This is a genomic window from Pseudomonas sp. KUIN-1 (genome assembly GCF_009176725.1).
GTDB classification, from domain to species: domain Bacteria; phylum Pseudomonadota; class Gammaproteobacteria; order Pseudomonadales; family Pseudomonadaceae; genus Aquipseudomonas; species Aquipseudomonas fragariae.
This window is the reverse complement of the sequence record NZ_AP020337.1, coordinates 2592953-2615615: the sequence shown is the minus strand read 5'-3', so window position 1 is coordinate 2615615 and position 22663 is coordinate 2592953. Positions and strand designations below refer to the sequence as shown.

The following is a 22663-nucleotide window of genomic DNA, read 5'->3' as shown; positions in this document are numbered from 1 at the left end:
CCTGCCGTAGCCGGTCTTGCTCCCGTATCACTGTCTCGGCTGTCTGCCGGGAAGCTTTACCCACTATTTGAATTTGTTAGTTCAAATAGCGAACTCAATAAGCACAGAGTGAGCGAAGTTTGGATCCACAAAGAAATGACCGCCTTGGGCGGTCATGATGAGAAGGGAAATATAAAGACACCGAGCGTATCACCTGTAACAGCGACGACAATCTCGGTGGATAGAAGTTGCAACTTTTTCTATTCATCCCATACGTTTTTATAATGTATTAACGCAGGTTGGTTTTCGCCAGTTCCAGCACTTCACTGCCGCGTCCGCTCATGATCGCGCGCATCATGTACAGACTGAAGCCCCTGGCCTGTGCCAGCTTGATTTTCGGTGGAATGCCCAGCTCCTGCTTGGCGGTGACAACGTCGATCAGCACTGGACCGGGATGATCGAACGCCTTGCGCAAGGCGGCGGGCAGCTCTTCGGCGTTCTCGACACGCAGGCCCAGAATGCCTGCGCCCAGGGCAATCCCGGCGAAGTTGGTTTCATGCAGATCAGTGCCGTGCGGCACATAACCACTGGCTTTCATTTCCATGTCGACAAAGCCCAGCGAGCTGTTGTTGAACACCACCATCTTGATAGGCAGGTTCAGCTGACGAATGCTCAGGAGGTCGCCCAGCAACATCGACAGGCCGCCGTCGCCACACAGGGCGATGACCTGACGATCCGGATGTTCAGCCTTGGCCCCTAAAGCCTGTGGCAAGGCATTGGCCATCGAGCCGTGGTTGAACGAGCCGAGCAGACTGCGCTTGCCGTTCATGTGCAGATAGCGCGCAGCCCACAGCGTCGGCGTACCGACGTCGACGGTAAAGATCGCATCGGCATCCGCCTGCTCGTCGACCAGTCGAGTGAGGTACTGCGGGTGAATCGGCGTGCCATCCGGTGTCGGGGTGGCCAGTTCGTCCAGTTCTTCCCGGGCCTTGGCGTAATGCTTCAGGGCCTTGTCGAGGAAACGGCGATCGGTATGCGGCTCCAGTTTTGGCTGAAGCGCTTCAAGGGTTTCCCGCACCCCGCCAACCAGACCCAGCGCCACCGGCGTACGGCGACCAAGCTGGGTCGGATCGAGGTCGATCTGGATGATGTCGGCTTTTTCAGGGTAGAAATTCCGGTACGGAAAGCTGCTGCCCAGAATCACCAGTGTGTCGCAGGACAGCATGGCATGGTAGCCGGAGCTGAAACCGATCAGGCCGGTCATGCCGACGTCGAACGGGTTGTCGTACTCAACGTGCTGCTTGCCGCGCAATGCGTGAACGATCGGCGCGCCCAGCGTATCCGCCAATGCCAGAAGCTGCTCGTGGGCACCCTCGCAACCCGCACCGCACAGCAGCGTGACGGCTTTGGAAGCGTTGAGCATGTCGGCCATCGACTGCAGGTCGTTTTCGGCAGGCACGACCTTGGGCGCTGTAGCCTCGATCCATTTTGCCGCGACATCCGGCGCGTCGCTGAGCGCCACGTCGCCCGGCAAGACAATCACCGCCACACCTTTCTGGCTGATCGCGGCACGCATGGCACGTTCCAGCACGCGCGGGAACTGCTCGGGGTTGCTGACCAGCTCGACGAAGTGGCTACACTCCTTGAACAGCTCCTGCGGATGGGTTTCCTGAAAGTAATCCAGACCGATTTCCGAGGACGGAATATGCGCAGCAATTGCCAGTACCGGTACACGGTTGCGGTGGCAGTCATACAGGCCGTTGATCAGGTGCAGGTTGCCCGGCCCGCAGCTGCCGGCGCAGACCGCCAGCTTGCCGCTGGACGCGGCCTGGGCACCGGCAGCAAAGGCTGCGACTTCTTCATGACGGGTGTGCATCCAGCGAATCGAATCGGTGCGTTCCAGGCTGTCGGTCAGGCCGTTGAGGCTGTCACCGGACACCCCCCAGATGTGCGAAACACCTGCCGCTGCGAGGGTTTGCGCGAGATGGTCGGCAATGGTCTTGGACATGCGGGGTTCCTTGTCGAGGCAATGATAATGAATTCGGTAAAACGCGCGCAGCGCTCTGCCACGCCTGTTGTGGTCGACCCGATGCATTCTCGACAGTTCAGAAAACCTGAGCCCTGTTCAGGGCTCGGTCGTTCGGCAAGCGTTTTAAAACGCTGATCAGGCGTGCGGGTTGCCCGGTGCCTTGGCGGGTGTCGCATACTCCGGCTTGAGCTTGCCCTCGCTGTCGAGCAGCCAGGCATCAAGAATCTCCCGCACCACAGGACCTGCTACCCGGCCACCCGCCTCGCCGTTCTCGATGGTCACCGACACGACAATCTTGGGATGGTCGGCTGGCGCAAAGCCCACGAACAAGGCGTTGTCACGGTTACGCTCCAGAGTCTTCAGACGGTTGTAGCGCTCGCCCTGCTTGATAGCCACCACCTGCGCCGTACCGCTTTTGCCGGCGATGCGGTACTGAGCGCCCTTGGCGGCATCCCGCGCAATGCCGCGCGGGTCGTGCATAACCATCTGCATGCCGGTATTGACCTGATTCCATTCGTTGGGATCGTGCAGCACGATATTTGGCATCGGATGCTCGTCAACGGGCGCCGTATCACCGACTTCCATCGCCAGGTGCGGTCGATGCCAGACACCCTTGCTGGCAATCAGTGACGTGGCCTGGGCCAGTTGCAACGGCGTGACCTGCATGTAGCCCTGGCCGATGCCGAGAATCACCGTTTCGCCAGGGAACCATGCCTGGCGACGCGTGGCCCGCTTCCATTCCCGGGACGGCATCAACCCTGCAGACTCCTCGAACATGTCCAGCGACACCTTCTGGCCGATGCCGAACATGGTCATGTAGTCGTGCAGGCGGTCGATGCCGAGCTTGTGCGCCACGGTGTAGAAATAAGTGTCATTGGAACGCATGATCGCGGTGTCCATGTCCACCCAGCCATCGCCGCTGTGGTTCCAGTTACGGTATTTGTGGTCGAAGTCCGGCAACTGGAAATAGCCGGGGTCGAAGACCTTTGTCGAGGCCGTCACCACGCCGCTGTCGAGACCGGCAATCGCCACTTCCGGCTTGACCGTCGAGCCCGGCGCATACAAGCCACGCAGCACACGGTTGAACAGTGGCCGATCAATGGAATCACGCAGCGCCGCGTATTGTTTGAAGCTGATGCCGGTGACGAACAGGTTGGGGTCAAAGCTGGGTTTGCTGACCATCGCCAGCACGTCGCCGGTTTCCGGGTCCAGTGCGACCACCGAACCACGTCGATCACCCAGCGCGTTTTCCGCCGCGGCCTGCAAGTGCGCGTCCAGCGTGAGAGTGATGTTCTTGCCGGGCACCGGGTCAGTGTGTTTCAGCACGCGCAGCACGCGGCCCTGGGCATTGGTTTCGACCTCTTCATAGCCTACGTGGCCGTGCAGCTCGGATTCGTAGAAGCGCTCGACACCGGTCTTGCCGATCGACTGTGTGCCGCGATACTCGTTGTCGAGGTGCGCCGCTTCCTTTTCGTTGATACGCCCGACGTAGCCGATCGAATGAGCGAAATGGGCGCCCAACGGATAATGACGAACGAACTGCGCCGCCACGTCCACACCCGGCAGCAGGTACTGATTAACCGCCAGAATGGCGATCTGCTCTTCGGTGAGTTCATAGAGCAATGTTGCCGGCTCGAACGGGTGACGAACCTGCTTAAGCTCCTTGTCGAACAGAATCCGGTCTTCGTCGGGCAATTCCAGCAGGGTCATCAGCTCATCGATCACCTTGTGCCAGTCGCCAGCGCGCTCACGCGTCAGGGTCAGGTTGAAACTGGGACGATTGTCGGCAAGCACTTCGCCATTGCGGTCAAAGATCAAACCGCGCTCGGGCGGGATCGGCAGTACGTGAACACGGTTGTTTTCGGAAATGGTTGAGTGATAGTCGAACTCGGTAACCTGCAGGAAATACATGCGTGCGACCAGACAGGCAGCCAGCAGGCCGACCAGCACTGCGCAGGCAATCAGACGCTGATTGACCAGCCGCGTCTCTTTTTCGTGGTCTTTCAGGGGAATGGGATTGGGCATTTCTACAGCTTCTCGGTGAAGGGCAAACGGCGCAACTAAACGTGTATATGAAGATTTCGGCGCGCACCATACCAAGAAGCGGCGGATTGCAGGCGATCAAGCCGACAATCGCAGGATGAAAATTCTGTCAGAAAAGGTTCATTCGGGCGTGGTCTGCAGTGTGTTCGACGCCTCGCGGGCCTGCATGATGCGCGGCAGATTGGTCTCGATCCAGGTAACGAGGGTTTCAATCTGCAAGGCGACCTCTTCGCCCATCGGGGTGAGCCGATATTGCACATGCGGTGGCACCACGGGCAACGACTTGCGACTGACAAAACCGTCATGCTCCAGATGCTGGAGCGTCTGCGCGAGCATTTTCTCGCTCACCCCGCCAATCTTGCGGCGTACTTCGCTGAAGCGATGCATGCCACCCCGCAGCACCACCAGCACCAGCACGCCCCAACGGCTGCAGACGTGATTGAGCACCACCCGCGAAGGGCAGTCAGTGGCCAGCACCTGGCCCTGACGAACCAGCGCCAATAGCGTCTCGACCGCTTCAGACTGGAAGCCTTGCGGCGTAACGCTTGATCGCGGGGCACTTGATTGCGAGGCGGATTCGCTCATGACACTTACCTTTTTGTACGTACTTACTAAAGGTAAGCATCATGACTATGCTGGCGCTTCCTTTCAACCTGATTCAAGGAATCATTCCATGATCGTTGTCACCGGTGCCACCGGCCAGCTTGGCCGCCTCGTCATTGAACAGTTGCTCAGCCGCGTACCCGCTTCGCAAATCATTGCCGCGGTGCGCAGTCCGGAAAAAGCCGCCGATCTGTCCAGGCAGGGCATTCAGGTTCGTCAGGCCGACTATTCACAGCCTGCGACACTGGACAGCGCATTTGCCGGCGCCGACAAGGTGCTGCTGATTTCGTCCAGCGAAGTGGGCCAGCGTTTGCCGCAGCACAAGGCGGTAATCGATGCAGCCAAACGTGCCGGGGTCCAGCTGCTGGCCTACACCAGTGTTCTGCATGCCGACACCTCGGCGCTGAGCCTGGCCAAAGAGCACCGCGAAACCGAAGATTACCTGCGCGCCAGTGGCCTGCCCTTCGCCTTGCTGCGCAATGGCTGGTACACCGAGAACTACACGGCGGGCATTCCCGGCGCGCTGGCCCATGGCGCGGTCATGGGCAGTGCCGATGAGGGCCGTATCAGCTCTGCTTCACGTCTGGATTACGCCGAAGCGGCCGCTGTGCTGCTGACTTCGGAAACGACACAAGCCGGTAAAGTCTATGAACTGGCAGGCGATGAGTCCTACACGCTGTCCGAATTTGCGGCGCAGTTGTCTACGCAGAGCGGCAAGTCCCTGCCTTACGTCAACCTGCCACAGGCCGAATTCGAGGCCGCGCTTATCCAGGCAGGCCTGCCGGACTTCGTGGCCCAGTTGCTGGCCGATTCCGATGCCGCTGCTGCCAAGGGCGCCCTGTTCGATGACAGTCGCCAGTTGAGCGCGCTGATCGGCCGCCCGACCACCCCGCTCTCGGCAACCATCGCCGAGACACTGAAAGGCTGAGCACAGCAAACCCGATCGAATGATTTGCAACAGTGAGGGTCCGAGTTATTACGAGGCATTAAGCCATCGCCTTATACCAAAGACCGGGAGTCTTCACATGAATAGCAAATCATTGATCGCCTGCATGACCTTGCTCGGCTGCTTTTCCGCCGTCACCCTGCCCGTTCACGCAGCAGAGACGGCGGAACCGAAAGTCAGCGAATCCAAGGACAATGTCCATGAGCTGGAAGTAGGCTCCCGCGTTCCGGAAAAATATCGCCGCAGCGATCTGGAAGTGAAGGACTGGAAAAGCAAAGGCCTGAAAGAGCCTGCGAAAGAAAGCGAATGGGTAAAAATCAACGACAAATACGTGCGTTTCCAGAAGGTTAATGGGCAAATGATGGAAATCGTGCCAATCAAGAAGTAAGGCTAAGCCTTCTTCGCCGACGCTCTGCGTGAGCATGCGCCATGCAGGGCATGTCCGGCGCAGAGCTCGTCTCGATGGTTCCTCCCGCGCAAACGCGGTCGTGGAAATGAGCAGACTCATGAAAAACCCCTTGAACACGATCGGAAATGACCGGATCAAGGTAGTGACGGCCGCGAACCGCGTATTGAATGAAATGACCCTCAATCCGGTTTAGTCTGCCCGACCCTCTGACGCATGACCGAAACCATTGCTTTTTTGTCCGCATGCCTTACAAATGCAGTGTTGTCAGCTTGTAACCTCACTGCCACCTTCTCTGCGAGCCCGCTCCATGTCCAGAACCGTCGCCATTGCCTTCGCCTGCCTGCTTTCAACCACTGCCCATGCGGCCTGCCCGGCTGCGACCCCGGTCGACACGGCGGGCTGGATCTATGAGAAGCACCAGGATTTCTATCTGAACGGCAAAGGTAGCGCTGATTATTTGTCAAAACCTCTGCTGAGCCTGCTCAAAAAGGACTGGGCGTGCCAGAACGACGATCAATGCGCCGTCAGTGCCAACCCGTGGACCGATGCGCAGGACGGTGATGTGCAAAAGCCGATCGACTGGAAGCTGGTGTCCAACTCGGACAAGCAGGCCGTGGTCGAAATGACCTATAACCTGGGTTACAAGGATGCCCCACAGCAGCCGGTCACCAGCCAGACAACACGCCTGCTGCTGGCCAAAAATGCCAACAGTTGCTGGGTGCTGGAGAATGTTCAGGGGCCACAGGGCGTTGCATTGATGCAGAGCCTGGAGGAATTTCCCTACGAAGGTGATTGATCGGCCTTGAAACAATCCGCCATTCTCGGTATCACAGGCACTTGAATTTCACGAGCGAGCACCATGAATACCTTTGAGCAATCGATTATTGAGGCTGCGCAGGCCGCCACGCCCAATAACACCGATGCCGAACGCGAAGCTGCCAGAGTTGCCGCCACGCAGGCGGTGGCCGAAATCATGTCCACCCGCAGTGGGCTGGACCGCACCCTGGCACTGGCCGAGTTGCTGGACTCCTACTCGGAACACGATGATCAGGAAGACGATTAGGCTGCTCGACACGGTGCGAAAACTGATTGAATTGTTTATTTACCTGCGGCATTAAAGAAAGATGACCTTGCCGCCGACAACCCGACCGGGTGGATTGATAATAGTCACCCATTCATCTAGTGCGCTCGGATGCGACCTATAAGGGCACCATCCGTGCAGATCGAACAGTTGCAAGACATGCAGGCTTACATCAGGCGTACTGCCGACGACCTGGAACTTGTTTCGGCCAACCTGGCAGGACATCTCCTGTACCTCGAGCGAACTTCCCGGGCACACGAAGCGCAAGAGGTCAGTGAGCGAATCATCGGCCTGCGGGCGTCCGTGGACAGCCTGCGCGGCATATTCCGCTAAAGGCCCCTATCGGTCCCCGGCCTGCGACAACGGTCTGGCCACATCTTCCAGAGATTTGCGCTCGGCAGCCGTGCCCCATATCGATTGCACAACCGCCGCCAGCAGCATCAGCCCTGCTCCGATCAGATAGCCGATCAGCACATTGCTGCGCTCGCCGGTTTCGATCAGCTCGCCGAACAGCGTCGGGCCAATCATCCCGCCCAGCCCGGTACCGAATGCGTAAAACACCGCAATCGCCAGGGCACGGATTTCCAGTGGAAAGGTTTCGGCGACGGTCAGGTAGGCCGAGCTGGCCGCTGCCGATGCAAAGAAGAAAATCACCATCCAGGCGATGGCCTGCTGGGTGACGTCCAGCACGCCTTGCTGGAACAGGTAGCCGCTGATCGCCAGCAGCACGCCCGACACGCCATAGGTGAGGCTGATCATCACCCGTCGACCGACCACGTCAAACAGTCTGCCCAGCAGCAGCGGACCGCAGAAATTGCCCAGCGCCAGTGGCAGCACGTACCAGCCGACGCGCTCGGCCGGCACATTATAGAAGTCGGTCAGCACCAGTGCGTAAGTGAAAAAAATCGCATTGTAGAAAAACGCCTGGGCGGTGAGCAACGTCAGGCCTACCAGCGAACGCTGACGGAACGTCACCAGTAACGTTCTGGCGACCTCGCCCAACGGCGTGTGGTCACGGGCATGCAGGCGCAGGGGTTTTCCCGACACTGCGGGCAGTACGTGGCCCTGACGCTGCAAGTCTGCTTCTATCTGCTCGACGATCTGCCTGGCCTGTTCAGCCTGGCCGTGTATCAACAGCCAGCGCGGGCTCTCTGGCAGCCACAGTCGCATCAGCAGAACCAGCAGGCCCAATACCGCACCGATCCCGAAACACAGGCGCCAGCCCAGCTCGGCGCCAACCCACAGCGGGTCGAGCAAGACAATCGAGCCAATCGCACCGAGCGCGGCACCCAGCCAGAACGTGCCATTGATAGTCAGGTCGACCCACCCACGGTAGCGGGCCGGGGTAAATTCCTGAATGGTCGAATTGATTGCCGTGTATTCGCCGCCGATGCCCATGCCGGTCAGGAAGCGGAACAGCATGAAGCTCCACACACTGAAAGAAAACGCCGTGGCGGCCGTTGCGCCGACATACAGCAGCAAGGTGATGAAGAACAGCTTGCGACGCCCGAGACGGTCCGCCAGCCAGCCAAAGAACAACGCGCCCAGCACGGCACCGGCAATATAGGCGGCACCCGCCAGGCCAATGTCACTGTTGCTGAGATTGAGCGCCGGGCTGGCTTTCAAGGCCCCGGCGACGGAGCCTGCAAGGGTGACTTCCAGGCCGTCCAGCAGCCAGGTGATCCCCAGCGCAACCACCAGCAAGGTGTGGAACCGTCCCCAGGGCAGGCGGTCCAGACGCGCGGGCAAATCGGTTTCGAAGACGCTGCCCTTGTCGCTCGATGTGCTCATGTCCGGCTACCTGACGGCTGACATTGGTGTCAGGTGTGAGAGTCGCGGCAGCCGATCAAGTTCAGCTGATCCAGAACCACAGTAACGTCAGATTAGCCGCCGAGATCAGCCCGAACAGCCCCCAGGCCGCCGTTTTCACCAGCCGGCTGTTGACGAACGGCCCCATCAGTTGTGGGTCGCTGGTAAAACGAATCAACGGCCAGAGCGCGAAAGGCAGTTGCAGGCTCAGTACGACCTGACTGAGCACCAGCATCTGCCCCACCGAGCTGTCACCCAGCCAGATCACGCCAATCAGCGCCGGAATCAGTGCCAGTGCACGGGTGATCAAGCGCCGCTGCCAGCACGGAATCTTTGCCTGCAGAAAACCTTCGAGCACCACTTGCCCGGCAATGGTGCCGGTGAAGGTCGAGCTCTGCCCCGCCGCCAGCAAGGCAATACCGAACAGCACGCTGGCGATCGCACCACCCACCAGCGGATCAAGCAGGTGATAGGCGTCCTGAATCTCGACCACCTCGGTATGCCCGGTCTTGTGAAACGCTGCAGCAGCGAGGATCAGAATCGCCGCATTGATCAGCAGCGCCAGGCTCAGCGAACCGATGGTGTCCAGCCGCGCGTAGCGAATGGCGCTGGCCTTGCTGGCCTGGTCCGAACCGTTGACCCGCGTCTGCACCACAGACGAATGCAGATAAAGGTTATGCGGCATGACGGTGGCGCCCAGAATGCCGATGGCGATGTACAGCGGCTCCTGGCTGCTCAACACATCCCAGCTCGGCTTCAGACCCGCGACGACATCCGGCCAGAATGGCTTGATCAGAAACAACTCGACGGCAAAGCAACTGGCGATGGTTGCAATCAGCCCCAGTACAATGGCTTCCAGACGACGAAAATTGGCGCCCTGCAAGGCCAGCACAATCAGCGTATCGAAAGCGGTCAGCGCCACACCGGTGGTGATGGAAACGCCGAGCAACAGATGAAACGCCAGCGCAGCGCCCAGCACTTCCGCCAGATCGGTGGCAATGATCGACAGCTCTGCCAGCAACCACTGGCACTTGGCGACCTTGCGGCTGTAGCGGGCGGCGGACAACTGCGCCAGGTCACGGCCGGTCGCGATGCCCAGCCGCGAACAAAGGTTCTGCAAGACCATGCCCGAGAGGCTGGCCAGGACCACCACGAACAGCAGCGAATAGCCGAAGCGCGACCCGGCCTCGATGGCGGTCGCCCAGTTACCAGGATCCATATAGCCGATGGAAACCAGCAGGCCAGGCCCGACAAACAGCGTCATCTTGCGCAGCAAGGACGCGTTCGGCGGAATGGCCACACTGTCCGTGGTCGCCGAAGGGCAGAAAGGAGCGGTGGCAGTAGTGGGCAGTTTGTACGTCACGGGAACCCGGCATGCAGATAGTTAAGGCCCAATCCTAAAGTTTTGCGACACATGTTGATACATCGTTGATGGCTTCATGCCTGCTGTTTTTCGCGTACCTCCCTGCCTGACACGGTCACCGCTGCACCGTCCTCATGTTCACTTAATTCCAGCGACCTAATGGATCCGATATAAAAAGTCAAAAAAATGACCCAGTAAACAATTTTTCATCTTTTATACCCCGATAACTGCATTAAAAGACCAATGATTACAAATTGTAAGGAGTAGTATTCAGGCCTTAACAAGAACTCAGGATGGCCATCCATGACCTCATTACCTCATACCGAGGCAACCGCGAACGAGCCGTTGCGGGCAGCGTACATCTCGGCGCGTATTGACCGACTGCCTGCGGTCGCGACCATCTGGCGACTGGTCGCCCTGCTGTCCATCGCCGGCTTTTTCGAGCTCTACGACCTGTTCCAGACCGCCTACATCAGTCCCGGCCTGATTCGCGACGGGATCTTCGCCACCGGCAGTCAGGGTCTGTTCGGCTTTTCCGATCAGGCAGCCTTTGCTTCGGCAACCTTTCTGGGACTGTTTTTCGGTGCCAGCCTCGTCAGCCCGGTTGCCGATCGCTACGGACGCCGCGCGATCTTCACCTTCGCGCTGATCTGGTACACCGTCGCCACCGTGATCATGGGCCTGCAGACCTCTGCGCTGGGCGTGATAGGCATGCGCTTCGTCGTGGGTATCGGCCTGGGGGTCGAGTTGGTCACCATCGACACCTACCTGTCGGAACTGGTGCCCAAGCGCATACGCAGTTCGGCGTTCGCCTTTGCCTTCTTCATTCAGTTTCTGTCAGTGCCCAGCGTCGCGCTGATGTCATGGTGGCTGGTGCCCCAGGACCCTTTCGGTTTTTCCGGCTGGCGCTGGGTAGTGATCAGCAGTGCAGTCTTCGCCCTGTTCGTCTGGTGGCTACGCTCGGCGCTGCCGGAATCGCCGCGCTGGCTGGCACAGAAGGGACGCTTCGATGAAGCCGAGCGCATCATGGACGGCATTGAAGCACGCTGTATCAGAGACCACGGCAAGCCCTTGGATGAGCCTGAACCGGAAAACGTAGCGCTGTCAGGCAACGGTCGATTTGCCGACATGTGGCAGCCACCCTATCGTCGCCGCGCCTTGATGCTGATCGTGTTTCACGTTTTTCAGGCCATCGGTTTCTTTGGCTTCGGCAACTGGCTGCCTGCCCTGCTCTCGGGTCAGGGCCTGAGCGTCACCCACAGCCTGGCCTATGCGTTCGTGATTACGCTGGCTTATCCGCTGGGGCCGTTACTGTTCGTGAAGTTTGCCAACCGCTTCGAGAACAAATGGCAAATCGTCGGCTCAGCATTGGGCGCGATGATCTTCGGCAGCCTGTTCGCCTTTCAGACCAGCGCGGCAGGACTGATTTTCTGCGGGATCATGATCACGTTCTGCAACGCATGGCTGAGCTTCAGCTACCACTCGTATCAGGGTGAGCTATTCCCGACCAACATCCGCGCTCGCGCAGTGGGCTTCTGTTACTCGTTCAGCCGACTGTCAACGGTGTTCAGCAGCCTGCTGATCGGGATATTTCTCGACCACTTCGGCACGCCGGGCGTACTGGCCTTCATCGTCGGCAGCATGTTGATCGTGATCGTCACCATCGGCCGGTTCGGGCCACGCACACGCAATCTTGCGCTGGAGCAGATCGCTCACCGCTGACGAGTGCAGGTTGAGTGGGCTCAGGCCTGAGCCCACTCAACATTGGTGACACCGAAGTGCTCGGCGTACGGTTTCGACACCCGCGCGACCTTCTCCAAACGGTATTTCGGTATGCGCGCGAGACCTGCGTCGACACTTGCACAGTGCCATGCTTCAGCGTTATCCATATTCTCGGTTCGTATATAAAAACTCTTGAACGAACCATTCAGCAGATAATCAATGCGGTAATGCTTTGGAAGTGCCATTGAAAGTCTGATCCTTTTTCAGCAGTGGCTTGAAGTATAGGTGACTCCCTTCAGTGCGAAGAAATTCATTATTTTTTAATGTCTGCGACCAATGAACACCTCAAGCGCAGTCCGCGCGGGGCCGGGATCTGCAACGGGTCACGCGCAGTCGCTGGTACCGATCGGCAGAGAATCGCCGAAAGCGCACTGCCCCGGCCAGATCGCGATGGGTGGCGCGGCACTCGCCAGCCATCACCGTTGCCACCGCCAGATTCCGGTCTTTGATCGAATAACGGATCAATAGCCGTCGTGTGACGAATGGTGTCAAACAGCTGATTTTTCTGACGCCATCGGCACGGCTGAATTATCGATAGCGTTTAACTTTATTGAAGTGGCGAATGTCCGTTTTCGTTCCATAGTGCGCTCACGTTCACAGGAGCAACTATTCATGCCCGGTATTCAAGGAAGAATTCTTGAGGTTCATACACCGCTGGTTGTCGACCTCGACGGAACATTGCTGCGATCCGACATGCTGTTTGAAACCGCCGCGGTTTTTACCCGTAATCATCCGTTACAGCTGTTCAGCCTGTTCGTCTGGCTGCAGCAAGGCAAGCTGGGCATTCATTACAGGCAAAATGAAACGAACCATGAATGACGCGTTGAACGTTCATTTCATGATCCGTTTCTTCACCGTGTCAAGGCTGCCAGAGCGCCTGTCCACCGCCCAGTTTGCGGTCCAGAAAACTGGCCGCACTGATCAGCGCCAGATGGCTCAGGGCCTGCGGCGTATTGCCGAGGTGATGAGCATGCGCGTCGAATTCCTCGGCGTACAAGCCCAGCGGATTGGCGTAGCGCAGCAACTGCTCGAACTCCAGATGCGCCTGTTCGACCCGGCCGGCACGGGCCAGACACTCGACGTACCAGAACGAGCAAGCCACGAAGGCGCCCTCTTCACCTGCCAGGCCGTCATCATGATCGTCGTCGTTGCGGTAACGGAACACCATCCCGTCACGCACCAGCGCGGCCTCGATGGCATCCAGCGTCGCCAGCCACTTGGGATCGTTGGCACCGACGAAACGTACCAATGGCATCAGCAACATCGAGGCATCCAGATTGCGGCTGCCCTTGTGCTGCACGAAGTGACCCAGGTCGTCATTCCAGAAGTTCTCCCAGATATCGTTGTGGATCTCCTCGCGCACCTTGGTCCAGCGTTCGAACGGCCCCGACAGCGAACGCTTGAAGGCCAGGCGCAGTGCCCGGTCCAGCGCTACCCAGCACATCAGCCGCGAGTGCAGGAAGTGCTGATCGCCGCCGCGCATTTCCCAGATGCCCACGTCCCGGTCGCTCCAGTGCTCGCACACATAGTCGACCTGACGCACCACATGCTGCCAGCCGTCATGGGAGATGGCGTCGCCGTACTTGTTGGCCAGGTACACGGCATCCATCAGCTCGCCGTAGATGTCCAGCTGGACCTGCTTGTACGCTTCGTTGCCAATGCGTACCGGCTGAGCACCGCCGTAGCCGGACAAGTGATCGAGATTATCTTCCGGCAGCTCGGCGTGGCCATCCAGTGCATAGAGAATGCCGAGCTTTTCGGTCTGTTCGCAGCAGTCATCCAGTCGTCCGCGTACCCAGCTCATGAAGGCATTGGCTTCGTCGGTGTAACCCAGGCGCATGAACGCATACACGGTGAACGACGCGTCACGTATCCAGGTGTAGCGGTAATCCCAGTTGCGCTCGCCGCCCTCGGTTTCCGGCAAACCGAACGTCGCAGCGGCAACAATGCCGCCATGCTTGCGCGAGGTCAGCAGCTTGAGGGCCAGCGCCGAGCGAGTGACCATCTCACGCCAGCGCCCGGTGTATTGCGATTGCCCGGACCAGCGCCGCCAGAACTTCAAGGTGTCATCGAAATAGCGCGAGCACCGGCCAGCAGCGACATTCGGATCGTCGATCCCGCCCAGAATGAACTCGATGGTCTGGCCCTTGTGCATATGGAATTCGGCCACGGCGTCGTGCTGCTCGAGACGCAACGGCGTCGCCGCCGACAAGCGCATGCCCGGTTGCCCGGCGGCTTCGAAACAGATGTCCTGACCATCGACTCGCGCGGTGGTGTCGGCACGGCTGTAATCCATGCGCACCCGGCAGCGCATGCGCAGCGTGGCCTCGCCAAAACGCACCTGAACGCGGCGCACGATGCGCGGCAGATCGTCCTGATCCTCGCCGATCGGCATCAGGTCAGTGACTTCCACCACCGCGTCCTCGGAGATCCAGCGGGTTTGCAGAACGTTGGTGTCCGGCAGGTAGATCTGCAGCCGCCTGGCGTCAGGCAGATCGGGCGCCAACTGAAAGATCCCGGCGTCGGGGGTGTCCAGCAGCGCGGTAAAAATCGACGGGCTGTCGAAGTCCGGCCAGCAGCAGAAATCGATACTGCCGGTGTTGGCAATCAGCGCAGCACTACGCATGTCGCCGATGATGCCGTGATCCTCGATGCGGTTTTGCGCCTCTGCGGAAAAGTCAGCCATTGCCACGGAACTCCGGATAGAGGGTCATGCCGCCGTCGATGAACAGGGTGGTGCCGTGCACATAATCCGAGGCATCGGAAGCCAGCCAGAGCACGGCATTGGCGACGTCTTCAGGCTCGCCGATACGACCATAAGGGATCAGCTTGAGCATTTCCTTCTCGGCGTCGCCCTTGCGTGCATCGGCATTGATCGGCGTGCGGATGGCACCCGGTGCAACGCTGTTGACGCGAATCTTCAGTTCGCCGACTTCCTGAGCGATGCTGCGCATCAACAGGTCGACGCCGCCCTTGGACGCTGCGTAATTGACGTGCCCGGCCCATGGAATCAGTTGGTGCACCGAGCTCATGTGAATGATCTTGCCCATGGCCCGTGACACTTCAGGGCGCATGCCCTGCTTGATGAACTGGCGCAATGCTGCGCGGGCGCAGAGAAACTGCCCGGTCAGGTTGACGTTGATGACGGTATTCCAGTCTTCGAGGGACATGTCGACGATCGACGCGTCCTTTTGCAAGCCGGAATTGGCGACCAGAATATCCAGCGCGCCGAAATGTTCGATGGTCTGTGCAAAAAGCCGCTCGACGTCTTCTTCCTTCGAAACGTCGGCACCCACAGCCAGCGCCCTGCCCCCGGCCGCACGAATCTCTTCGGCGAGTTTCTCGGCAGGTTCAGGCTTGGAGTTGTAGTTGATCACCACGGCGGCACCGGCTTCTGCCAGCGCGCGTGCGGCACCTGCGCCCAGACCGGAACTGGCGCCGGTAACGATTGCAACTTGTTGCTTGAGTGAGATGTGCATCAATTTCAGCCTCGGAGTAAGCGTATTAGTGCTGACTGGCGAGGCTGAAATTAAGTTCAGTGCAGGTTATGGCGCAGGGTTGGGCTGCGAGGTGTGAATGGCCTCGATACCGGCGATGACCTCATCGGACAGCGTGACGTCGATGCTCTGCAGATTGATCTTCAGTTGATCGAGTTTCGTGGCACCAATGATGTTGCTGGTCACGAACGGTCGGCTGGTCACGTAGGCCAGCGCCATCTGCGAAGGATCCAGACCATGCTCGCGAGCCAGCGCGACGTACCTGGCCGTGGCGGTGACGGCCTGCGGATTGTTGTAGCGCTGGAAACGCTCGAACAGGGTCAGACGGCCATCGGCCGGACGTGCACCGTCCAGGTACTTGCCCGCCAGCACACCGAACGCCAGCGGCGAGTACGCCAGCAGGCCGATCTGTTCGCGAATGGCGATTTCCGCCAGACCGACTTCAAACGTGCGGTTAAGCAGGTTGTAGGGATTCTGGATGGAGACGGCACGTGGCAGATCGAGGGTTTCGGCCAGGTGCAGAAAACGCTGGGTGCCCCATGGCGTTTCGTTGGACAGGCCGAAGTGACGAATCTTGCCCGCCGTGACCAGATCGCCCAGTACCGACAGGGTTTCTTCGATTTCGACGGCCTGATCATCCGGGTCGTGGGTGTAACCGAGCACGCCGAAGAAGTTGGTCTTGCGATCCGGCCAGTGCAGCTGGTACAGGTCCAGATAATCGGTGTTCAGACGCTTGAGGCTGGCTTCCAGCGCCGCAGTGATGTTCTTGCGGTCAAGGCGCGGATTGCCATCGCGGATGTGATCCATGCGACCTGGACCGGCGACCTTGCTGGCCAGTACCCAGTCGTTGCGGTCGCCGTACTTCTTGAAGTACTCGCCGATGATGCTTTCGGTCTTGGTGTAGGTCTCGCCACGCGGCGGCACCGGGTACATTTCTGCCGTGTCGAGGAAGTTGACCTTGGCATCCTTGGCCATACGAATCTGTTCGAATGCTTCATCCTGGGTGTTCTGCTCGCCCCAGGTCATGGTGCCCAGACAGATCGCGCTGACCGACAGATCGGTTTTGCCCAATTTACGAAATTGCATCGATGTCTCCGTTTGATTCAAAAAGATACAGCTTGAAACAGGGCTCCCATAAAACGCCGACTGGTCATTCACTGCAACACTTTTTATCCGGTTTTACCTAGCGATAACCCTGCGCCTGCAGATCGAACAGCGCGGCGTAGCGCCCTGCGGCGGCGATCAGGCTGTCATGATCACCGCGTTCCAGCACCCGCCCGTGCTCCAGTACCACGATGTGTTCGGCATTGCGCACGCTGGAAAAGCGATGCGATATGAGCAGCGTCATGCGCCCTTTGGCATACTCGCGAAAATGCTCGAATACCGCCGCTTCTGCGCCTGCATCCAGCGCAGCAGTCGGCTCGTCGAGAATCAGAATATCGGCGTCGCGGCGCATGTAGGCGCGTGACAGCGCGATTTTCTGCCACTGCCCGCCGGACAGTTCCTGACCTCCCGCAAACCAGCGACCCAATTGGGTGGCGTAGCCATTGTCGAGCTGTTCGATGAACTGCGCGGCCATGCCCTGCGCCGCCGCTTCGCGCCAACGGCCTTCATCATGGAAGGCCTGAGTGTCGCCGACTCCGAGGTTCTCGCCGACCAGAAACTGATAGCGAATGAAGTCCTGAAAAATCACGCCGATGCGCGATCGCAAAGCCTCTTCGTCCCACTCCTGCAGGTCGCTGCCGTCCAGCAGAATGCGGCCTTGATCAGGCTGGTAAAGACGCGTCAGCAGCTTGATCAGCGTGGTTTTCCCCGAGCCGTTCTCGCCCACCAGGGCCACGCTGCGCCCCGGCGCCAGGTGCAGATCGATGTTTTCCAGTGCCGGACGGCTGGTCCCCGGGTAGGTGAAACTGACGTTTTCGAAGCGCATGCCATCGCCGGGCTGCGCGCCCACGGTCAGGCTGCCGGCAGACGGCGTGACCGGCTGACCGAGGTAGACATACAGGTCGGCCAGATACAGGCCGTCCTCGTACAGACCACTGATGGCGCTGAGACTGCTGCTTACTGCGGCCTGACCCTGCTTGAACAGCACCAGGTACATGGTCATCTGCCCCAGGGTGATCCGCCCATGCACCGCATCGACCACCACCCAGGCGTAGGCCAGGTAAAACGCAGCCGTGCCGAGCAGGCCGAGCAGGAAGCCCCAACCATCACGGCGCACCGTCAGGCGCCGGTCTTCGGCGTACAGACGCTCGAAGGTGTCGCGGTAACGCTTGAGCAGCAGCGGCGCGAAGCCGAACAGCTTGACCTCTTTGATATAGCCCTCGTGGGAGAGCAGTGTTTCGATGTAATTCTGCCGACGGGTTTCCGGAGCGCGCCGGGTAAACAGGCGGAACGCGTCGCCGGAAAAGTGCGCCTCGGCAAAGAACACCGGCAACGCGCCGAGCACCAGAATCAGCAACGCCCAAGGCGAAAAATGCACCAGCAATACGGCAAAGCTGATCAGCGAAATAAGGTTTTGCAGCAACCCCAACGATTTGGTCACCAGCGCCAGCGGCCGTGTCGAGGCTTCACGCCGGACCCGCACGAGTTTGTCGTAGAACTCGGAGTCTTCGAACTGCGACAGCGACAGGGTCTGGGCCTTCTCCAGAATCAGGGTATTGACCTTCTGCCCCAGTAGCACCCGCAGCAATGCCTGCTGCACCGAAAGCCCACGCTGTGCTGCCGCCAGCAGAGCCAGCACACCGGCTTCGAACAACACATAGCGCAACACCGGCCACAACGGCGCTTCGCCTGCGCTGGCGTGCAACTGCATGGCAGCGACCACGGCATCGACGATGCGCTGGCCGAGCCAGGCGGCCAGCGCGGGCAGCAGGCCGGCGATCAGCGTGGCGACGATCAGGCCGATGGACAGCGCTCGGGAGGTGGTCCAGACCAGATGCATGGCGCGCAAGGCCTGCTGCATGAACGAAATGAAACGCTTGAAAACCGGCATACGCTTAAAAACTCTTCAGACAGGTCGAACCCCCTTGAGGGGCGGCCATCATACGACCACAGGTTCGTTGAAAAACAGGAAACTCATCATGAAAGATACTTACAACCTGCAACGCTTCGTCGATGCCCAGCAGCCGCTGTTCCAGCAGGTGTTAACGGAACTTGAAGCCGGGCAGAAACGCTCCCACTGGATGTGGTTCGTGTTCCCGCAGATCCAGGGGCTGGGGCGCAGCGACACGGCGCGACACTACGCAGTCACCGATCTCGATGAAGCGCGGGCTTACCTGCAACACCCCGTGCTGGGCCCGCGTCTGGAACAGTGCGCCGGCATCATTGCGCCTCAGGTAGAACGTTCGGCGCGACAGATCTTCAGTTCGCCGGATGACATGAAACTGCATTCGAGCATGACCCTGTTCAGCATCGCAGCACCTGAGCGGCCTGTGTTTCAAAAGGTGCTGGATACGTTTTTCGGGGGCGAGCGGGACGCAATGACGGTGAACCTCCTGTCACGATGATTCGACTTCACTTGGGCGCACGCTGCACGCAGCGTTCGCGTCGGTCGTCGACGCGCTCGGCAAACCAGGCGGTAGTAAGGTTGCGGGTGATTTTCGGACTTTTCAGGGTGATGCCGGGCAGGATGGCTCTGGGCAAAGGCTTGCCCGCCGCCCTGTCCGCCAGGGCGAAGACCTTGCTGTACAGATCGGTTTCCTCGAACTCCAGCGTATCGCCCTGCTTGAGCTGGTTCCATATCTGCGACTTGTTCATCCCCAGCCGATCACCGAGGGTGCGCACCGCCAGCTCGGTGGAGCCTGGCGAGGTGGAGTCAAAGCGGATCAGGTCGCCATCCAGCGCCAGCTCGATCCCGGTTGCCCGACTCACGGCATTCTGGAACGCAGCATTGCGGCTGGCGTACCAGCCGGCATTGAAGTCGGCAAAGCGGTACAGCGACTCGGTGTAGTTGACCGGGTAGCCCAATAGGTGGGCGATACCGAAGTACATGCCACCACGGCGGGTGAAGACTTCGCGACGGATCGAACCATCGACTGTGTAGGGATAATCCTCGGCGTGTTTCTCGGCAAAGGCGATGCTGACCTGCATCGGCCCGCCGGTCTTGACCGGGTTGAAGTTGCCGAACAACGCCTGACCCAGCGGCACCATGCCGATGAAGTCATCAAAGATCGCGCTGAGGTCTTTCTCGGTGCGCGCAGAATCAAGGCGTTTGCCGTAAGTCTTGCCGTCCGGCGAGCGCACGCGCAGCGCCGTGGCGATCAGCGCATCGGGAATGTGCAGTCGCGCGGCGCGGCGGTTGATTTCAGCGCGGGCGATGTGGCCCATGCCCGGCACTGCAGGATCGACTTGAAAGGTCGACTCCTGCTCGGTAACGGCCATCACCGAACACAGGTTTTCGGTGGTCAGCGGGATTTTCTGCGCGGCAAACGCGGCATGAATATCCGTGGCCCATGCCTGGCGATCCGTGACATTTACCGGCATCAGGCGCACGATCCGCGCGCGCGCCTGTTCAGGCGTCAACTCGGGTTCCAGAACCCGTTGCGTGCCGCAGCCTGCCAGCACCAGCAGCCCGACGCTCAGCATGAGCGATTTGCATAGCCTTCTATTCAATCCATGACTCCTGTCTGGTTCGCGCTTCGACGCGCGGTTCACTTCAGAAGGCTTTTTACCTCAAAAGACCGACCAGTCGACCCTCGCGCTGAGTTTTTCCAGCGCAGCCATACCGACAAGGGAATTGCCCGCTGCGTTCAACTCCGGGGACCACACACAGACCGAAGCACGCTCGGGCACGATCGCAACGATACCACCGCCTACCCCGCTCTTGCCCGGCAGGCCTACGCGATAGGCGAAGTTGCCGGCCTCGTCGTACAAGCCGCTGGTGGCCATGATCGAGTTGACCTGGGTGGCTTGCCGCGCAGTGAGGACCTGCTCGCCGCTGTGCGCGCAAAAGCCCTGATGCGCCAGGAAGCCGAATGCCTTGGCCAGATCGATGCAGTTCATGCTCAGCGCACAATGGTGGAAGTAGCTGCGCAGCACGTCTTCCACATCGCCGTGGAAATTGTCGAAGGACTTCATCAGATAGGCCGCCGCGGCATTGCGCGAACGGTGCTGGTATTCGGAGTCGGCGACTTTGGAGTCGGAAGTGATCGCCCGATTGCCGCACAGGCGTCGAACGAAGTCGCGCATCGACAGCGACGGTGCTGCAAACCGCGCCTGATTGATGTCGCAGATCACCAGCGCACCGGCATTGATGAACGGGTTGCGTGGCCTGCCCTGCTCGAATTCCAGCTGCACCAGCGAGTTGAACGGCTGGCCGGAAGGCTCGTGCCCGAGGCGCTGCCAGATCTCCTCGCCCGAGTGATTGATGGCTTGCACCAGGCTGAACACCTTGGAAATGCTCTGTATCGAAAACGCCGTTTCGGCGTCGCCGGCGCTGAACACCTGGCCATCGTTGCCGTACACCGCGATGCCCAGTTGATCAGGCCGGACCTCGCCTAGTGCCGGGATGTAATCGGCAACCTTGCCCTGACCAAGCAAGGGTCTTACTTCGTCGAGGATTTCGTTCAGCAGGTCTTGCATGTGTGCGCCCCTTGTTTTGGCTGCGCACACTACACCAACCTCAAGCGCCTCGCATCACTGCGTTGCAGGCTCAGGTCCTGTAGTCGGTGTCATTACGCTCCAGCTCGCGAATCAGGGCATTCCAGTGCCGTGCGACACCCGGCGCATGGCCGTCCTTGATGGCCTTTGCCTGCTGCTCCACCTTGGCAATCACCTCGCGCGGCGGAAACACCAGTTCGGCGTTACCCGCCGACTGCGCTGCAATCTGAATGTTGCAGGCGTACTCGAGGGCATGAAGCTGCTGAAACGCATGCTCGACACTCACCCCGCCAGTCAGCAACCCGTGGTTACGCAGGATCATCACGCTCTTGTCACCCAGGTCCGCCACCAGCCGTTCGCGTTCGCTCAAATCCAGCGCAATACCTTCATAGCCGTGGTAAGCCACCCGGCCGGAGAAGGCAATCGAGTGCTGGGAGATGGGCAGCAGGCCGTGCTTCTGGGCCGACACGGCGATACCGTCACGGGTGTGAGTGTGCAGCACCGCCTGCAGGTCGTGGCGCGCTGCATGAATGGCGCTGTGAATCACGTAACCGGCGTAGTTGATACCCAGCCCGGTGGGGTCATCGACAATCGTCCCGTCAATATCGACCTTGACCAGGTTGGACGCGGTGATTTCATCAAACAACAGCCCGAACGCGTTGATCAGAAAGTGCTCGTCCGGGCCCGGCACACGTGCCGAAAAGTGCGTATAGATATGATCGGTCCAACGCTTGAGCGCCGCCAGCCGATAGGCTGCCGCCAGTTTGACCCGGACGTCCCATTCCTCCGGCGACACTCTGTCGCGCACGCTGCCGCCACCCGACTGCGTCGTACCTGACTGGACTGGCAAAGCGCTGACGTTGCTCATGGTATTGCTCCTTGATGACTGCTGACTGATCAACAAGACTAGGCGTATGGCAATCCAATTAAAAAGCACATTTACTTCTAAGCTAATTATAAAAAATCAGAATATTAAAATCTGCTTGGTCATCTGCTTTGCGCGTGTGCACGACGGTCTATGATTATTCCTAAAGGCTATTTAAATAACTTTTTGTATAGCGACATGCTCCAGAGCATTCTAAATCCCCGCTGGAGCATCGCATGCCGAAGACTGCAAGATTTCTGCCCCGTATCAGCTGCCTCACAGCGGCCGACGCTCTGCGTAACACGGCGGTTCCGGGATGTCAGGTGGATTGAGGTCCGACTCAGGTCACCTTTTCGCCCCTCGGCGAGTCACTTTGATGGGGCCAAAGTGACCAAAGCCCCTGGCTCCGTTTCCGGCCCGACTTCGTCGGGTTCCTTCGCCCTGTCACTGATCCGGGGGTCGCCGCAACGGGCCCTCCATGGCCCGGTGCGGCTTGCTCGGCGTCCTGCCGAGCATCCCCCGGATCAGCGTCAGGACTCAGCCGTCACTTACGTCGCAATTTGCGTTGTCAGTTCCATCGCGCCAAAAAAGCGCTTTCGTTTATGTGCAGTGCCCAGGAGCAAGGCATAGCGTCGTGTTGCAGCGTCACGAGCTTT

General features: G+C 59.5%; 21 protein-coding genes. 8 read left to right on the top strand and 13 right to left on the bottom strand.

The features are described 5' to 3' along the window. Window positions 1–268: 268 nt before the first annotated feature. From poxB to KUIN1_RS12110, 3 genes are all read right to left on the bottom strand, one after another. Entirely contained in the window at window positions 269–1987 is a 1719-nt protein-coding gene (poxB, locus tag KUIN1_RS12120; protein WP_024639491.1) for a ubiquinone-dependent pyruvate dehydrogenase, read from the bottom strand. A 156-nt stretch (window positions 1988–2143) separates the two neighbouring features. Beyond that, on the bottom strand, window positions 2144–4033 hold the full coding sequence (mrdA, locus tag KUIN1_RS12115) for a penicillin-binding protein 2 (protein ID WP_011267586.1): 1890 nt from the start codon (window positions 4031–4033) through the stop codon (window positions 2144–2146). Between the two features lie 138 nt (window positions 4034–4171). Further along, on the bottom strand, window positions 4172–4636 hold the full coding sequence (locus tag KUIN1_RS12110; protein ID WP_024639490.1) for a winged helix-turn-helix transcriptional regulator: 465 nt from the start codon (window positions 4634–4636) through the stop codon (window positions 4172–4174). A gap of 88 nt (window positions 4637–4724) precedes the next feature. On the opposite strand from KUIN1_RS12110, the gene KUIN1_RS12105 reads away from it, so the two are divergent. The 5 genes from KUIN1_RS12105 (at window position 4725) to KUIN1_RS12085 (ending at window position 7423) form a co-directional block, all read left to right on the top strand. After that, entirely contained in the window at window positions 4725–5582 is an 858-nt protein-coding gene (locus KUIN1_RS12105; protein WP_011267584.1) for an SDR family oxidoreductase, read from the top strand. A gap of 97 nt (window positions 5583–5679) precedes the next feature. Next, on the top strand, window positions 5680–5988 hold the full coding sequence (locus KUIN1_RS12100; RefSeq protein WP_003407540.1) for an RcnB family protein: 309 nt from the start codon (window positions 5680–5682) through the stop codon (window positions 5986–5988). 328 nt (window positions 5989–6316) lie between these two features. Then, on the top strand, window positions 6317–6805 hold the full coding sequence (locus KUIN1_RS12095; RefSeq protein WP_172980050.1) for a DUF3828 domain-containing protein: 489 nt from the start codon (window positions 6317–6319) through the stop codon (window positions 6803–6805). A gap of 63 nt (window positions 6806–6868) precedes the next feature. After that, window positions 6869–7072, top strand: a complete 204-nt coding sequence (locus KUIN1_RS12090) for a hypothetical protein (RefSeq protein ID WP_003367271.1) — start codon at window positions 6869–6871, stop codon at window positions 7070–7072. Window positions 7073–7225: 153 nt separating this feature from the next. After that, complete coding sequence (locus KUIN1_RS12085; RefSeq protein WP_003407534.1) at window positions 7226–7423, top strand: hypothetical protein; 198 nt, start codon at window positions 7226–7228, stop codon at window positions 7421–7423. A gap of 6 nt (window positions 7424–7429) precedes the next feature. On the opposite strand, the gene KUIN1_RS12080 is transcribed toward KUIN1_RS12085, so the two are convergent. Together KUIN1_RS12080 and KUIN1_RS12075 are read right to left on the bottom strand one after the other, a co-directional pair. Beyond that, window positions 7430–8881 carry an MFS transporter gene (locus KUIN1_RS12080; protein WP_024642989.1) on the bottom strand — a complete coding sequence of 484 codons (1452 nt, stop codon included), beginning with the start codon at window positions 8879–8881 and terminating at the stop codon, window positions 7430–7432. A 61-nt stretch (window positions 8882–8942) separates the two neighbouring features. After that, window positions 8943–10250 carry an Nramp family divalent metal transporter gene (locus KUIN1_RS12075; protein WP_161936304.1) on the bottom strand — a complete coding sequence of 436 codons (1308 nt, stop codon included), beginning with the start codon at window positions 10248–10250 and terminating at the stop codon, window positions 8943–8945. A 315-nt stretch (window positions 10251–10565) separates the two neighbouring features. On the opposite strand from KUIN1_RS12075, the gene KUIN1_RS12070 reads away from it, so the two are divergent. Further along, on the top strand, window positions 10566–11984 hold the full coding sequence (locus KUIN1_RS12070) for an MFS transporter (protein WP_024639487.1): 1419 nt from the start codon (window positions 10566–10568) through the stop codon (window positions 11982–11984). Window positions 11985–12004: 20 nt separating this feature from the next. Here the strand turns inward: KUIN1_RS12070 and KUIN1_RS12065 are convergent, their stop codons facing one another. Further along, window positions 12005–12229: a DUF6555 family protein gene (locus tag KUIN1_RS12065; protein WP_003407519.1), complete on the bottom strand. Its 225-nt coding sequence runs from the start codon at window positions 12227–12229 to the stop codon at window positions 12005–12007. Between the two features lie 427 nt (window positions 12230–12656). On the opposite strand from KUIN1_RS12065, the gene KUIN1_RS12060 reads away from it, so the two are divergent. Further along, window positions 12657–12863, top strand: a complete 207-nt coding sequence (locus KUIN1_RS12060; RefSeq protein WP_152091995.1) for a hypothetical protein — start codon at window positions 12657–12659, stop codon at window positions 12861–12863. Window positions 12864–12903: 40 nt separating this feature from the next. On the opposite strand, the gene KUIN1_RS12055 is transcribed toward KUIN1_RS12060, so the two are convergent. From KUIN1_RS12055 to KUIN1_RS12040, 4 genes are all read right to left on the bottom strand, one after another. Next, complete coding sequence (locus KUIN1_RS12055; RefSeq protein ID WP_103378938.1) at window positions 12904–14730, bottom strand: glycoside hydrolase family 15 protein; 1827 nt, start codon at window positions 14728–14730, stop codon at window positions 12904–12906. After that, window positions 14723–15523, bottom strand: coding sequence for an SDR family oxidoreductase (locus KUIN1_RS12050; protein ID WP_103378939.1), 801 nt, complete (start codon window positions 15521–15523; stop codon window positions 14723–14725). Before KUIN1_RS12050 ends, KUIN1_RS12055 begins: the two co-directional genes overlap by 8 nt. A 66-nt stretch (window positions 15524–15589) precedes the next feature. Next, window positions 15590–16627: an NADP(H)-dependent aldo-keto reductase gene (locus tag KUIN1_RS12045; protein WP_058823038.1), complete on the bottom strand. Its 1038-nt coding sequence runs from the start codon at window positions 16625–16627 to the stop codon at window positions 15590–15592. A gap of 97 nt (window positions 16628–16724) precedes the next feature. Continuing rightward, window positions 16725–18536 (bottom strand): ABC transporter ATP-binding protein, encoded by a 1812-nt coding sequence (locus tag KUIN1_RS12040; RefSeq protein ID WP_011267570.1) that lies wholly within the window; start codon window positions 18534–18536, stop codon window positions 16725–16727. A gap of 88 nt (window positions 18537–18624) precedes the next feature. On the opposite strand from KUIN1_RS12040, the gene KUIN1_RS12035 reads away from it, so the two are divergent. Next, on the top strand, window positions 18625–19050 hold the full coding sequence (locus tag KUIN1_RS12035) for a DUF1810 domain-containing protein (RefSeq protein ID WP_024651518.1): 426 nt from the start codon (window positions 18625–18627) through the stop codon (window positions 19048–19050). Between the two features lie 7 nt (window positions 19051–19057). On the opposite strand, the gene KUIN1_RS12030 is transcribed toward KUIN1_RS12035, so the two are convergent. The 3 genes from KUIN1_RS12030 to KUIN1_RS12020 form a co-directional block, all read right to left on the bottom strand. Beyond that, window positions 19058–20128 carry a DUF1615 domain-containing protein gene (locus tag KUIN1_RS12030; protein WP_024642562.1) on the bottom strand — a complete coding sequence of 357 codons (1071 nt, stop codon included), beginning with the start codon at window positions 20126–20128 and terminating at the stop codon, window positions 19058–19060. An 87-nt stretch (window positions 20129–20215) separates the two neighbouring features. Further along, entirely contained in the window at window positions 20216–21124 is a 909-nt protein-coding gene (gene glsB, locus KUIN1_RS12025; RefSeq protein WP_011267568.1) for a glutaminase B, read from the bottom strand. Window positions 21125–21194: 70 nt separating this feature from the next. Then, window positions 21195–22010: a class II aldolase/adducin family protein gene (locus tag KUIN1_RS12020; RefSeq protein WP_024651520.1), complete on the bottom strand. Its 816-nt coding sequence runs from the start codon at window positions 22008–22010 to the stop codon at window positions 21195–21197. Window positions 22011–22663 lie beyond the last annotated feature (653 nt).

Bases quoted from the DNA above. Each gene is read 5' to 3' on its own strand.
- KUIN1_RS12020 (WP_024651520.1), bottom strand. From the start codon at position 22,010: ATGAGCAACGTCAGCGCTTTGCCAGTCCAGTCAGGTACGACGCAGTCG.
- glsB (WP_011267568.1), bottom strand. From the start codon at position 21,124: ATGCAAGACCTGCTGAACGAAATCCTCGACGAAGTAAGACCCTTGCTT.
- KUIN1_RS12045 (WP_058823038.1), bottom strand. From the start codon at position 16,627: ATGCAATTTCGTAAATTGGGCAAAACCGATCTGTCGGTCAGCGCGATC.
- KUIN1_RS12065 (WP_003407519.1), bottom strand. From the start codon at position 12,229: ATGGCACTTCCAAAGCATTACCGCATTGATTATCTGCTGAATGGTTCG.
- KUIN1_RS12095 (WP_172980050.1), top strand. From the start codon at position 6,317: ATGTCCAGAACCGTCGCCATTGCCTTCGCCTGCCTGCTTTCAACCACT.
- KUIN1_RS12080 (WP_024642989.1), bottom strand. From the start codon at position 8,881: ATGAGCACATCGAGCGACAAGGGCAGCGTCTTCGAAACCGATTTGCCC.
- KUIN1_RS12100 (WP_003407540.1), top strand. From the start codon at position 5,680: ATGAATAGCAAATCATTGATCGCCTGCATGACCTTGCTCGGCTGCTTT.
- mrdA (WP_011267586.1), bottom strand. From the start codon at position 4,033: ATGCCCAATCCCATTCCCCTGAAAGACCACGAAAAAGAGACGCGGCTG.
- KUIN1_RS12090 (WP_003367271.1), top strand. From the start codon at position 6,869: ATGAATACCTTTGAGCAATCGATTATTGAGGCTGCGCAGGCCGCCACG.
- KUIN1_RS12060 (WP_152091995.1), top strand. From the start codon at position 12,657: ATGCCCGGTATTCAAGGAAGAATTCTTGAGGTTCATACACCGCTGGTT.
- KUIN1_RS12055 (WP_103378938.1), bottom strand. From the start codon at position 14,730: ATGGCTGACTTTTCCGCAGAGGCGCAAAACCGCATCGAGGATCACGGC.
- KUIN1_RS12050 (WP_103378939.1), bottom strand. From the start codon at position 15,523: ATGCACATCTCACTCAAGCAACAAGTTGCAATCGTTACCGGCGCCAGT.
- KUIN1_RS12105 (WP_011267584.1), top strand. From the start codon at position 4,725: ATGATCGTTGTCACCGGTGCCACCGGCCAGCTTGGCCGCCTCGTCATT.
- KUIN1_RS12030 (WP_024642562.1), bottom strand. From the start codon at position 20,128: ATGCTGAGCGTCGGGCTGCTGGTGCTGGCAGGCTGCGGCACGCAACGG.
- KUIN1_RS12040 (WP_011267570.1), bottom strand. From the start codon at position 18,536: ATGCCGGTTTTCAAGCGTTTCATTTCGTTCATGCAGCAGGCCTTGCGC.
- KUIN1_RS12070 (WP_024639487.1), top strand. From the start codon at position 10,566: ATGACCTCATTACCTCATACCGAGGCAACCGCGAACGAGCCGTTGCGG.
- KUIN1_RS12110 (WP_024639490.1), bottom strand. From the start codon at position 4,636: ATGAGCGAATCCGCCTCGCAATCAAGTGCCCCGCGATCAAGCGTTACG.
- KUIN1_RS12035 (WP_024651518.1), top strand. From the start codon at position 18,625: ATGAAAGATACTTACAACCTGCAACGCTTCGTCGATGCCCAGCAGCCG.
- poxB (WP_024639491.1), bottom strand. From the start codon at position 1,987: ATGTCCAAGACCATTGCCGACCATCTCGCGCAAACCCTCGCAGCGGCA.